This window comes from Helicobacter pylori (genome assembly GCF_900120335.1).
Taxonomy (GTDB): Bacteria; Campylobacterota; Campylobacteria; order Campylobacterales; family Helicobacteraceae; genus Helicobacter; species Helicobacter pylori_BU.
On record NZ_LT635477.1, the window covers coordinates 376,398 to 388,919 of the forward strand.

Genomic DNA, 12,522 nt, shown 5'->3' on the forward strand with positions numbered 1-12,522 from the left:
AAATCCCCTAATAAAAACACTATAATAAGAGTTCAATCAAATCCAAAGGTTAAGCATTTGAAACTCTTTTTCAGGCGTTATTCTAAATATCTTAAAGAGCATTATAAAAGTTTTACAGTGGTTTTATTTTCTTCTTTAGTGGTGGCTTTAAGCACGGCTTGGGGGACTTATTTGGTCAAGCCCACTTTAGATGAAATTTTTATCAATAAAGACACTCACATGCTCAAAATCTTGCCTTTTTTAGTGATTTTGGCGTATTTGGGTAAGAGTGGGGGCATGTATTTAGGCACTTATTTCACTAACTTTATTGGGCTTGATATTGTCAAAAAAATACGCAACACTATGTTAGAAAGCCTTCTCAAAATGGAAATGGATTTTTTTAACAGGACTAAAAAAGGCGAATTGATCGCAAGAATCACCAATGATATAGGTTTGATTAGGGCGAGTTTGTCCAATTACCTTTCAGAGAGCCTAAGAGAAGGGCTAACGATTGTGGGATTAGTGGGGGTGGTGATCTATCAAAGCCCTAAATTAGCGCTAGTGGGGCTAGTGATCATGCCGCTAGCCGCCATTCCTATCAGTAAAATCATTCGTAAGGTTAAAAAACTCGCTAAAGCCCACCAAGAGAGTAACGCCAAAATCACCGCTCGTTTGAGTGAAGTTTTTAACAACGTGGAAGCGATTAAAATCTCTAATGGCGAAAAATTAGAGCATAAGGCTTTTGTGAAAGAAAATGAAGCGTTTTTTAAAATCGGTATCAAAAACATCGCCGTGGCTGAAATTTCTTCGCCTTTAATGGAGTTTTTAGGCTCTATCGCTATAGCGTTAGTGATCTATTTAGGGGGGAATGAAGTCATTAAGGGTCATATTAGCGTGGGGGCGTTTTTTTCTTTCATCACGGCCCTTTTTATGCTTTATACGCCGATCAAACGCCTAACTAGGATTGTTTCTAATTTTCAAGAAGCCTTAGTCGCTAGCGATAGGATCCATGAGATTTTAGAAAGAGAGCCGGCCATTATTGATGGGGAATTGACACTAGATAACGCCATACACACCATAGAATTTAAAGAGGTATGGCTGGCTTATGCGCTAGAAGATCAAGAGCGTTATGTTTTAAGCGATATTAGTTTGAAATTCCAGCAAAATGAAATCATCGCTCTAAAAGGCGAAAGCGGGAGCGGCAAAAGCTCATTAGTGAATTTAATCTTACGCCTTTATGAGCCAAGTAGGGGCGAAATTTTCATCAATGATCAAAAAATAGAAAGCATCACTCAAAAATCCTTGAGGGAAAAGATTAGCGTTGTCACTCAAAGGGTGTTTATTTTTAACGGGAGCGTGGCTGAAAATGTGGCGTATGGTTTAGAAATTGATGAAATAAAAATCAAAGAATGCCTAAAAAAAGCCCAAGCCTTAGATTTTGTGGAAAAAATGCCTCATGGGATAGAAAGCGTTTTAGATGAATTTGGCGCTAACCTTAGCGGCGGGCAACGCCAAAGGATCGCCATTGCAAGAGCTTTGTATAAAGACGCTCAAGTTTTAATCTTTGATGAAGCCACTTCGGCTTTAGACAATCACACAGAAGAGAGCGTTAAGCAAAGCATTTTGGAATTGAAACAAAACCGCTTGATCATTCTCATCTCGCACAACCCAAGCACGCTTAAATTAGCCACTAAGCATGTGAAATTAGAGCATGGGCGTTTGGTAGAATGCTAAGGGTTTTAAGCGTTGGTGTCGCTTTTATTTTACTAGGGTGTCAGTTTTTCAACAAAACGACTCTGCATTTAAAATATAAAGATTACCCCAAAAACAGCCCTTTAAAAACCGCTTCCACTTTAACCCCCCCTAAAATCTTTTTTAACGCCCGTTTTGTGCCGCCCTTTTACCAAAAGGAATTTAAAAAAGCGATTGCCCAACAAATCGCTTATTTTTTAAAAGATAAAAGCGCTCTCACTTTCAATATTTCAGGCAATGTTTTTTTTTCTTTTGAAGAGAATCCTAAGGATTTAAAAGCCATTAAAGAAAGGCTTAAAAAGACTATTGAGCCTAACGCTGACCCTAAATCTGTCATGCGGTTTTTAAACCTTCAAGCGAGTTTGATTTTAGAATGCGTCCCGCAAACCGCTTGCCCGTTTGACACCCTTTTAATCCCCACCGCTTTCAGCGTGCCTGTTTATTACGCTAATCGTTTGGGCGATAACCCCTCTCTTTTTCCCCAAGAAGACAAATCCTATTATAACGCTTTAATCAAGGCCCTTAATAAGGCTTACTATTCTCTTATGGAGGGTTTAGAAAAGCGTTTGAACGCTATAGAAAATGCGGCATGGCTTTAGGGCATGAAAAAGATTTTATTTTTCATTTTTGTTGTTTTGTTTTCGGTAGGGATTTATTTAATTTGGCATGTTGTATTGGAAAAAGCTTTAGAATTGAAATTAGCTACTTCAGCTAATGATTTGCTTTTAAAATTGTTAGCGCTTCTTGGCGTTTTTTCAATATTAGTGTTATTTCAAGGCGTTATTTCTTCGTATAAGAAGCGCCAACTCAAACGCATTTTGCAAAAAATAGACGCCATGAACGGCTTTGAATTTGAAGAATATTCCAAAATCTTTTTCACTTCCAAGGGTTTTGCAGTCACAATCACTCAAAAAAGCGGCGATTATGGAGCGGATTTGATTATAGAAAAAGATGGCGTCAAATGGGCGGTTCAAGCCAAACGCTACTCGCATAAAGTTTCGCCCAAAGCCATTCAAGAGGTGGTCTCTTCTAAAGCTTACTACGCTTGCGAAAAAGCCTGCGTGATCACCAATAGCTACTTCACGCAAGCCGCTCAAAAACTGGCTCAAGCTAATGAAGTGATTTTGATTGATAGAGACGAATGGGTCAAATTTTTGGGTGGGAAAAACTAATCCAAATAGGATAATTTATATAATGCTTTTATTTTTATGATTTCTTATTTATTTCCTATTAAATTTTGTCGTAATCGCATGCACTATAATATGAAAATTTAGCATCAATTTTTGTTTGGATAAAGGGGTTCAATGATTCAGTCTGTTCGCATTAAAAATTTTAAGAATTTTAGGAACACTCAAATTGATGGTTTTACCAAACTTAATATTATCACCGGCCAAAACAATGCGGGCAAATCCAATTTGTTAGAAGCATTGTATTATTTGGTAGGTAAATCCATGCACCCATGCACTAATGTATTAGAAATTTATGACAATATACGCAAAGAGCCTTTAACAACAGAATCAAAAAACTTGATGTTTTATGGTTTAGACACTGAGAAAAAAATACAAATTGTTACAACTTTAGACAACAATCAAACCTTAGACTTACAAATAAAATTCATAGCCAATGAAAAACAAAAGGTAATAGAGTCGCAAATAATACCCACAGTAGAGCATGCTCAAGAATTCTCTCGGCTTAATTTCACTCTTAAGAAAAACAATAAAGAAATCTATAACGATCATTTAAATATTACTAAAATTCCTAATTTCCCACCAATTCCTAATCAGTCAGGCTACAACAGGCAATTTAAGAATTTTGAACCCAGTCAATTGCAAGAACTTCTACCCTTTGAAAGCACTGCTATCATAACGCCTAGCGATGTTGCACGAAAGCGAGATATTATGAACCCTAATGCTATCCATAATTATGGATCCTAATATCATTCAAGCAATGCGTAAGATTCTTGATGAAAACCAATTAGAAAAAGAATTAAATGAAAGGCTTAATCAATTTGATAAAAGTATTCAAGCCATCAGATTTAGTGCCAACAACCAACTCAAATTAAAAGTGAAAAATATCAAAGAAAAAATCCCATTATCTGTATTTGGTGATGGTTTGATTAAATATTTGTATATTGTAAGTGCTTTTATGGCTGATAACGCAAAAACGATTTATATTGATGAAGTGGAGAATGGCTTACACTTTTCTCGCATGAGATTATTGTTAAAAAATATTATTGATTTTATCAATAATAATAAAGATGGTAATTTGCAAGTGTTTATGACTACCCACAACCAAGAATTTATAGAAATTTTAGATCAAGTTATTAGAGAAAAGGATTTTGTGCATCAAACTAAGTTGTTTTGCTTAGAACAATACAATGGTTCAATCGTTGCAGAGCCTTATTATGGAGAAAATTTAGAATATTATTTTGAAAATGAAGAGAATCTTTTTGGCTAAAGCATCATGCTAAAATTAGGATCATTCAATGGCAGATAAAGAAATACTGATTTTTGTAGAAGGTCCAAGCGATAAGGTGTTTTTAGAAGTTTATCTGTATTTTCTAGAAGATCTTCCAATCAAAAATTTTAAGGTGCAAAATATAAAAGGAAAAGATAACCTATCTAAACGATTGCTTGAAATTGAAAAATACGATAAAACACTTATCATTTTTGATGCGGATAACTATAAGAGTAATAAAAAAGAGATTTTAACAGTCGTATCAAAAACGAAACAAACTATATATAAAAGGAAAAGATAACCTATCTAAACGATTGCTTGAAATTGAAAAATACGATAAAACACTTATCATTTTTGATGCGGATAACTATAAGAGTAATAAAAAAGAGATTTTAACAGTCGTATCAAAAACGAAACAAACTATTTCAGAAGAACAAATCTTTTTATTCCCTAACAATCAAGATGATGGCGATTTAGAAGCCCTATTATTAGAAATTGCTAAACACGATGAATTTCTTAAATGCTTTGAAGGATACTTAGAATGTATTAAAAGTAAAGAACATTATAAACCGATTACAAACATAAGAAAAAATATGCTGTATGCCTATTTAGAAGTGTTTGAACTACAAAAATTTTTCCAATACAAGTGGGATACAAATAACAAGAAGAATGAAGAAAACATTGTTATTGATGATGAAGGTAAAATAAAGGAAAAACACAAAGAAGAATATGAAAAACTAAAAGAAGTGATTGATTTTAACTCAAAATCTCTCATTCCCCTTAAAAATTTTTTAGGGCAATTTGCAGAAAATAAACAAAAAACAAATCTTTTCTAATTTAACAAAATATATTACAATCACTCAAAAAATATTATTTTTACAAAAGGTGCGCGGTGAAATTGTGGTTTCCTTATTTTTTAGCGATTGTGTTCTTGCATGTATTGGGTTTGGCGTTGCTCTTTATGGCTAATAACGCTTCGTTTTATGCGGCGGCGTCTATGGCTTACATGCTAGGGGCAAAGCATGCGTTTGATGCGGATCACATCGCTTGCATAGACAACACCATTAGAAAGCTCACCCAACAAGGCAAAAACGCCTATGGTGTGGGGTTTTACTTTTCTATGGGGCATTCAAGCGTGGTGATTTTAATGACCATCATCAGCGCGTTTGCGATCGCTTGGGCTAAAGAGCATACACCGATGCTAGAAGAAATAGGGGGGGTAGTGGGGACTTTAGTTTCTGGGCTTTTCTTGCTCATTATAGGGCTATTGAATGCGATTATTTTAATAGATCTATTAAAAATCTTCAAAAAATCGCATTCTAATGAAAGCTTGAGCCGGCAACAAAACGAAGAGATCGAACGGCTCTTAACGAGTAGGGGCTTACTCAACCGCTTTTTTAAACCCTTGTTTAATTTCGTTTCCAAGTCGTGGCACATTTATCCTGTGGGTTTTCTTTTTGGGCTAGGTTTTGATACCGCTAGTGAAATCGCGCTTTTGGCTCTCTCTAGCAGCGCGATTAAAGTGAGTGTGGTGGGCATGCTTTCTTTACCCATTCTTTTTGCCGCTGGCATGAGTTTGTTTGACACTTTAGATGGGGCGTTCATGCTCAAGGCGTATGATTGGGCGTTCAAAACCCCTTTAAGAAAAATCTACTACAATATCTCCATCACCGCCTTGAGCGTGTTTATCGCGCTTTTTATCGGGTTGATTGAGCTTTTTCAAGTCGTTAGCGAGAAACTCCATTTAAAATTTGAAAACCGCCTTTTAAGCGCCTTACAAAGCTTGGAATTTACAGACTTGGGCTATTACTTGGTGGGCTTATTCGTAATAGCGTTTTTAGGCTCATTCTTTTTATGGAAAATCAAATTTTCTAAATTAGAGAGCTAGATTTTAAGCCCTCAAGTTATCGCTCAACAAATCTTTAAGGTTTTTATTTGAAAAACTTGGCGTAAAGGCTTTAGGATTTGAAAGGCTTTCGCTCAAATAACCTAATAATTCCTTAATTTCGTTTAATTTTTCTTCCAAATAAGCTTGAAACCCGCTTACATTTTCCAATAAATTCAAAGGATTATCCACAATCATGGAAAAAACCTCATCGTTAATGGCAATGTTGAGCTGAGTGTCAAACAAAGGGGAGGCTAAAAACTGGCAATTTTCTACAATTTCTCGCAATTCTTGTTTAATGATAGAAGCTTGCAAAGCGTCTTTATCTTCCAAACCCATGCTCTTATTCAGGAGTTTTTTACAAGCGATTTGCAAGACTTGCAACGCCCCAACGCTCTCGTTTATATTTTTCATGTCCCTACTGAATTTAGCGATTTGTTGGGATTTTTCTATCGCATTGGTTTTAAAATCGCTTGTTTCAACATCGCCCAAATGCTTTTGAAGAGTTTTTAAAATATCCATAAAAAACCTTTTAAATAGAATTGATCATCCACAAGCATTTTTCGTTCCTTTTTCATAGAAACTTTAAAAAACACCCTTAAAAAGGTTTTTAGGTATAATTAGCGATCTTTTAGTTTCAAAGAGTAGAGAGATTGGATGAAAAAAATATGGCTTTTAGTGTGGGGCTTGTATTCTTGGGTGTTTTTGCATGCGATAGAAACGATAGAAAAAGCCCCTAAAAATGTAGAGGATAAAGACAAAGCCCCCCATTTGTTGCTTTTAGCAGGGATTCAAGGCGATGAGCCTGGAGGGTTTAATGCGACTAATTTGTTTTTAATGCACTATAGCGTTTTAAAAGGCTTGGTGGAAGTGGTTCCCGTATTGAATAAGCCTTCCATGTTAAGAAATCATAGGGGCTTGTATGGGGATATGAACCGCAAATTTGCCGCTTTAGACAAGAATGACCCTGAATACCCCACTATCCAAGAAATCAAATCCTTGATTGCAAAGCCTAGCGTGGATGCTGTCTTGCATTTGCATGATGGCGGTGGGTATTATCGCCCTGTTTATATTGATGCGATGCTCAATCCTAAACGCTGGGGGAATTGCTTTATCATTGATCAAGATGAGGTTAAGGGGGCGAAATTCCCTAATTTGCTTGCTTTTGCTAACAATACGATTGAGAATATTAACGCCCATTTATTGCACCCCATTGAAAAATACCATTTAAAAAACACGTACACCGCGCAAGGCGATACAGAAATGCAAAAAGCCCTAACTTTTTATGCGATCAACCAAAAAAAGAGCGCTTTTGCCAATGAAGCCAGCAAAGAACTCCCACTAGAGTCAAGAGTGTTTTACCATTTGCAAGCCATTGAGGGCTTACTCAATCAGCTCAATATCCCTTTTAAGCGCGATTTTGAGCTTAACCCTAACAGCGTGCATGCCCTAATCAACGATAAAAGCTTGTGGGCAAAAATCAGCTCTCTGCCTAAAATGCCCCTTTTTAACTTACGCCCTAAACTCAATCATTTCCCTTTACCTAATAACACTAAAATCCCACAAATCCCCATAGAGAGCAACGCTTACATTGTAGGGCTAGTCAAAAACAAACAAGAAGTGTTTTTAAAATACGGCAACAAGCTCATGACACGATTGTCGCCCTTTTACATAGAGTTTGATCATTCTTTAGAAGAAGTGAAAATGCAAATTGACAATAAGGATCAAATGGTTAAGATAGGGAGCGTGGTTGAAGTGAAGGAGAGTTTTTATATCCATGCTATGGATAATATCCGCGCGAATGTGATTGGTTTTAGCGTTTCTAATGAAAGTAAGCCTAATGAAACGGGCTATACGATTAGGCTTAAAGATTTTCAAAAACACTTTTCACTGGACAAGCAAGAAAGGATCTATCGCATAGAATTTTACAAAAACAACGCGTTTAGCGGGATGATCTTAGTGAAATTTGTGTAGGAATGGTAAATTCATTGCCTTTTAATATTCAAGGGTTTTGGTATTTTTCGCTTTAAACGAATAGGCGTTTTTAGCTTGATTTATTTCTAGTGTGTTGTCTTTGATTGTCAAATTAAAATTAGAATTTTTAATCAGGTCAAAAAGCGGTTTTTGATAGTAGAGGGTGGTGGTGTAGGTTTTATCATCAAGCATTAGCTCAATAATATCGCTTGCATGGTTATAGTTTGCGATTAAGGCGTATTTTCGCCCTTTTTTATCCATTATTTTTATGGATAGGGTCTCGGTGAAAAGATCTTTTTTAACAAAGCGTTTGATGATTTCTTTTTTCAACCATCTAAAAACAATGATGTGTTTTGTTTTTAAGCGTAGGATGATTTGATAGGGGTAAATTTTAGTTTTAAAATCATTTGCTTTGATCAATCTAAAAGTATCTTTAGCCGCTAACAATCTTTCTTGAAAATTTTCATGCTCGGTTTTAGCGCTATAGGTATTCCTTGTTGTTCTCAAAAATATTAAATCATTTTGCAATTCAAACACAAACCTCTTTTTGAATTTCGCGCCATTTTCTAAAGATTCGTTTTCTGTTTTGTCTCTTTGGATTTCATCGCTCAAATCCATGGCTTTACTCACTTTGTCCGTTAGCTTTTCTCTCAAATAATTGTTTTGCTCCGTGAAAACAAACCGGTAAAACTCGGGCTTATTCCCAAAAAACAGATCTTCCACTTTCTCGTTGGTCTTATCCACCATGCGCTTAATGAAATCCTGCTCCAAACTCGCTTCCGCTTGCGCAATTTCTCGTTTTAAGGTTTCAAGCTCAATTTCTTTTTCTTTGATACCCATGCTTATCCTTTGTATTTGATAGCTTCTTTTTGATTTTAGATTACGAGTGTTATTACCTAAAACTCCTCCCTTTTTCTAGCGGTTGCAAAAACACCCAAACAAACCCACGCATTAAAAGACAACAACCCTTTTGCATGTTGTGGTATTTGGATTATTTTTATACTAAACCACTTTTAACATTAATCCGCTAACTCTATATCACACCACTTCTATATCACACCACTTCTATATCACACCACTTCTATATCACACCACTTCTTGCCCTGCATCTAATAAAGCTTCCTTAATCAAATCCTGTGTCGCTGGAGCGTCAAATTCTACAACCACGCTCTTTTTTTCCACGCTCGCATCAATAAAGCTCACGCCTTCAATTTCGCCCACAAATTTTTCAATTTTATCCACGCAATGGTTACAAGTAATGCTTGGCACTTGAAAAGTTACTTTCATTCAATGATCCTTAATTTTAAAATTCCTTAGCCTTTGGGAGTTTAAGACCACACTCACAGAGCTTAAGCTCATCGCTAAACCCGCAATCGCTGGGCTTAACATGATATTAGCCTTATAAAGAACCCCACAAGCTAAAGGGATAAACACGCTATTATAACAAAAAGCCCAAAACAAATTTTCTTTGATATTTTTAATGGTCGCCTGGCTCAATTTAATCGCGCTATAAACCGATTTGATGTCGTTATTAAAGCTCACAATATCCGCCGCTTGCACGCTCACATCGCTCCCTTTAGCCATCACCACCGCCACATCGCTCATAGCAAGGCTAGGGGCGTCATTCAAGCCATCGCCCACCATCATAACGATCTGCCCTTTTTCCTTAAGCTCTTTAATCTTGTTGAGCTTGTCTTGTGGTTTAGCGTTGCTGATATAACCATCTATCCCTAATTCAAGCGCGCATTTTTTGACATTTTCCCTATTGTCCCCACTCAAAAGAAAAGTGTTAATGCCTAAATTTTTGATTTGAGCGACATGCTCTTTCACGCCTTTTTTGGGCAAATCTTCTAAAACAAACGCCCCTAAAAGCTCGTCTTCTTTTTCATTAATCGCTCTACCCACAAACACTAAAATCCCGTTTTCTTGAATTTCTAGCGTGTTAATAGGGTTAAAAAATTCGCTGTTACCCACTTTGATGATTTCTTTAGCGCCTTGATAATCTACTTTAGCGCTAATGCCAAAGCCCGTTTTCACTTTAACTTCGCTTATTTCTTTTAAGGGGGCGTCATGCTCTTTGGCGTATTCTACAATCCCTTTAGCAATGACATGTTCGCTGCTCTTTTCAATGCTGCTCGCCAAACTCAATAGCTCTAATAATTCTATGTTAGAATGGACGCTTTTAACGACAGGCTTGCCGTTAGTGAGCGTGCCGGTTTTATCAAAAACAATCGTATTAACTAGCCTTGCTTTTTCTAAACTTTTAGCGTCTTTAAAAAATAAGCCTAAAGAACTCGCTTTTTGGTTCGCCACTAAAATACTCATAGGCGTAGCCAATCCTAAAGCGCAAGGGCAAGAAATCACTAAAACCGATACAAACACTTCTAAAGCGGTGCCAAAATTCCACCAAAAATCAGGCTTAGGCGCGATGATGAGCCACACCACAAACGCTAAAATAGCGATAGCGATCACGCTTGGCACAAACACGCTTGAAACCTTATCCGCTAAGCGAGAAATCTCTGCCTTTGAGCTTTGGGCGTTATGGATCATTTCTATAATTTGAGACAAAGTGCTGTTTTTGTTATCTTGAGTGGCTTTCATTAAAAAACTCGTGTTGCTATTGAGCGTCCCTGAAAAGACTTTATCGCCGACTTTTTTATAAACCGGCAACGCTTCGCCGCTTAACATGCTCTCATCTAATTCCCCTTCGCCCTCTATGATTTCGCCATCCACCGCAATCGCGCTTCCAGGGAGGACTTTTAGAATATCCCCCACCACAATGCTATCCACTAAAACCTCAATCTGTTGGTTATTTTGCATTTTAAGGGCGGTTTTTGGGGCGTTTTTCATCAAGGCTTGCATGGCGTCTAAAGCTTTATCTTTAGAAACGTTTTCAATGCGTTTGCCCACCATCACAAACATTAAAATCACGCACACGCTTTCAAAATAATAATGCCCATAAGACCACTGATTCGTATAAACGAAATACAATTGCCACAGGCTTGAGATTAAAGCGGCGCTTGTGCCTATGGCGATAAGGCTACTCATGTTAGGCTGTCTGTGCCATAAGGCTTTAAACCCTTGAATGTAAAAATCCCTCCCCCAATGCATGACAATGAGCGTGCCTATAAGCTGTAAGCAAGCGTTTAAAAAATTACTATGGTTGTTAATCGTAAGCAAGCGTTCAGGTAAAAGGCTAGGACTGAGCATCGCCCCCATAGAAAGATACACCACAAAAAGCGTGAAAATAACCGCCAACGCTAATTTAACATTAGGGCTAAAAAATTCTTTTTTTTCTTTTGTGAGGGTTTTTTTAGGGCTATAGCCCAATTTTTCAATGAGTTTAAAAATCTCGTCTAAATTGGTTTCGTTTTCGTTAAATTCAATGTTAGCGCTCTTATTTAAAAGGCTCACTTCTATTTTTTTCACAAAACTTTTACGCCCCAAAGAGCGTTCAATCCCACTAGAACACGCCGTGCAAGTCATTCCCTCTATGTAAAAAGATTCTTTCATGCGCTTTTATTTTTATTAAAAATAATTTTTACCATTAAAAAGATCCACCGAATGATGCCATAAATCAAATACAGCCCCATAAACACGCTCAAAGCCTCTAAAGGGCGCACAAACACTAACGATAAAAAAATCAACACTAAGATGAAAAGCTTGAGATTCCACTTGACTTTTTTAAAATTAGGGTAGCGGATATTGCTCACCATAAGCACCCCTAATAAGACAATAAAGCCTAAAAATAACTTTTCCGTATTGCCTTCTAAAAAATGGTATTTATTATCTAATAACACGCAAAGCACCACCAATACCGCCGCCGCAGGAATGGGGATACCGATGAAAGAATAGGGATCGCTTGTGTTGGTGCTGATATTGAATCGCGCTAATCGTATCGCTCCAAAAATCACAAACAACGCGCTCACCGCCATGCCTATACGCCCAAAATTATACCCCACATAAAAGTAAGTGATAAGGCTTGGGGCGACTCCAAAAGCGACCACATCAGCTAAAGAGTCAAATTCAATACCAAATTTGCTAGTGGTATTGGTAAGCCTTGCGACACGCCCATCAAGCCCGTCTAAAATAAGGCTCGCTACCACTAACCAACACGCCATGACAAATTGATAACTGGAAGCGTAAAAAATACTCATCATGCCTAAAAAAATACTGCTAGCGGTGAAAAGATTGGGGAAAAGATAGAGAGGGTTAATAGGCATTAGAGATTCTTTTTAACTTGGCTTGGTGTTTTAGAGTAGGAATAAAAACGATTTTAAAATCAATTATGGGAACAAAAATTTTACAAGCGTTAAAAAACATATAAGAAAGAGGCGTTAAAGCAAACGCTCTATAACGCTGTTTAAAAGCATGAATTTTGAGAAAACAAAACCTAAAAAAAGGCTTTAAGCAAACAGAATGTTTATAATAGGGCTTTAAACCCTTATCAAAAATCTGTTTGCAAGATCGCACTT

General features: G+C 36.9%; 11 protein-coding genes and 3 pseudogenes. 8 read left to right on the top strand and 6 right to left on the bottom strand.

The window, feature by feature from the left end:
- Nucleotides 1-57: 57 nt before the first annotated feature.
- The 7 genes and pseudogenes from CS889_RS01865 (at nucleotide 58) to CS889_RS01895 (ending at nucleotide 6,076) form a co-directional block, all read left to right on the top strand.
- Nucleotides 58-1,713 carry an ABC transporter ATP-binding protein gene (locus CS889_RS01865; protein ID WP_089086667.1) on the top strand — a complete coding sequence of 552 codons (1,656 nt, stop codon included), beginning with the start codon at nucleotides 58-60 and terminating at the stop codon, nucleotides 1,711-1,713.
- Nucleotides 1,707-2,330, top strand: coding sequence for a neuraminyllactose-binding hemagglutinin family protein (locus CS889_RS01870; protein ID WP_089086668.1), 624 nt, complete (start codon nucleotides 1,707-1,709; stop codon nucleotides 2,328-2,330). Before CS889_RS01865 ends, CS889_RS01870 begins: the two co-directional genes overlap by 7 nt.
- A 3-nt stretch (nucleotides 2,331-2,333) precedes the next feature.
- Nucleotides 2,334-2,903: a restriction endonuclease gene (locus tag CS889_RS01875; RefSeq protein ID WP_089086669.1), complete on the top strand. Its 570-nt coding sequence runs from the start codon at nucleotides 2,334-2,336 to the stop codon at nucleotides 2,901-2,903.
- Between the two features lie 132 nt (nucleotides 2,904-3,035).
- A pseudogene (locus CS889_RS08410) lies at nucleotides 3,036-4,188 on the top strand (AAA family ATPase).
- 28 nt (nucleotides 4,189-4,216) lie between these two features.
- Nucleotides 4,217-4,330: pseudogene (locus CS889_RS08765) on the top strand (DUF3226 domain-containing protein); the annotation flags it as partial.
- A 142-nt stretch (nucleotides 4,331-4,472) separates the two neighbouring features.
- Nucleotides 4,473-5,024, top strand: a pseudogene (locus tag CS889_RS01890) (DUF3226 domain-containing protein); the annotation flags it as partial.
- 56 nt (nucleotides 5,025-5,080) lie between these two features.
- Nucleotides 5,081-6,076 (top strand): HoxN/HupN/NixA family nickel/cobalt transporter, encoded by a 996-nt coding sequence (locus tag CS889_RS01895; protein ID WP_089086670.1) that lies wholly within the window; start codon nucleotides 5,081-5,083, stop codon nucleotides 6,074-6,076.
- Between the two features lie 3 nt (nucleotides 6,077-6,079).
- Here the strand turns inward: CS889_RS01895 and CS889_RS01900 are convergent, their stop codons facing one another.
- Nucleotides 6,080-6,595: a flagellar FLiS export co-chaperone gene (locus CS889_RS01900; RefSeq protein ID WP_089086671.1), complete on the bottom strand. Its 516-nt coding sequence runs from the start codon at nucleotides 6,593-6,595 to the stop codon at nucleotides 6,080-6,082.
- A 135-nt stretch (nucleotides 6,596-6,730) separates the two neighbouring features.
- Between CS889_RS01900 and csd4 the strand changes: the two genes are divergently transcribed.
- A complete protein-coding gene (csd4, locus tag CS889_RS01905; protein ID WP_089086672.1) occupies nucleotides 6,731-8,047 on the top strand; it encodes a DL-carboxypeptidase Csd4 in 1,317 nt (438 codons plus the stop codon).
- Nucleotides 8,048-8,068: 21 nt separating this feature from the next.
- On the opposite strand, the gene CS889_RS01910 is transcribed toward csd4, so the two are convergent.
- The 5 genes from CS889_RS01910 to CS889_RS01930 all read right to left on the bottom strand — a co-directional run bounded on the left by CS889_RS01910 (nucleotide 8,069) and on the right by CS889_RS01930 (nucleotide 12,520).
- Nucleotides 8,069-8,887, bottom strand: coding sequence for a hypothetical protein (locus tag CS889_RS01910; RefSeq protein WP_089086673.1), 819 nt, complete (start codon nucleotides 8,885-8,887; stop codon nucleotides 8,069-8,071).
- Nucleotides 8,888-9,133: 246 nt separating this feature from the next.
- A complete protein-coding gene (gene copP, locus CS889_RS01915) occupies nucleotides 9,134-9,334 on the bottom strand; it encodes a copper-binding metallochaperone CopP (RefSeq protein WP_000869069.1) in 201 nt (66 codons plus the stop codon).
- Nucleotides 9,335-11,560 carry a copper-translocating P-type ATPase CopA gene (gene copA, locus CS889_RS01920; RefSeq protein WP_089086674.1) on the bottom strand — a complete coding sequence of 742 codons (2,226 nt, stop codon included), beginning with the start codon at nucleotides 11,558-11,560 and terminating at the stop codon, nucleotides 9,335-9,337.
- Entirely contained in the window at nucleotides 11,557-12,270 is a 714-nt protein-coding gene (gene pssA / locus CS889_RS01925) for a CDP-diacylglycerol--serine O-phosphatidyltransferase (protein WP_001122212.1), read from the bottom strand. The genes copA and pssA overlap by 4 nt, the downstream gene beginning before the upstream one ends.
- Nucleotides 12,260-12,520, bottom strand: coding sequence for a hypothetical protein (locus tag CS889_RS01930; RefSeq protein WP_089086675.1), 261 nt, complete (start codon nucleotides 12,518-12,520; stop codon nucleotides 12,260-12,262). Before CS889_RS01930 ends, pssA begins: the two co-directional genes overlap by 11 nt.
- Nucleotides 12,521-12,522 lie beyond the last annotated feature (2 nt).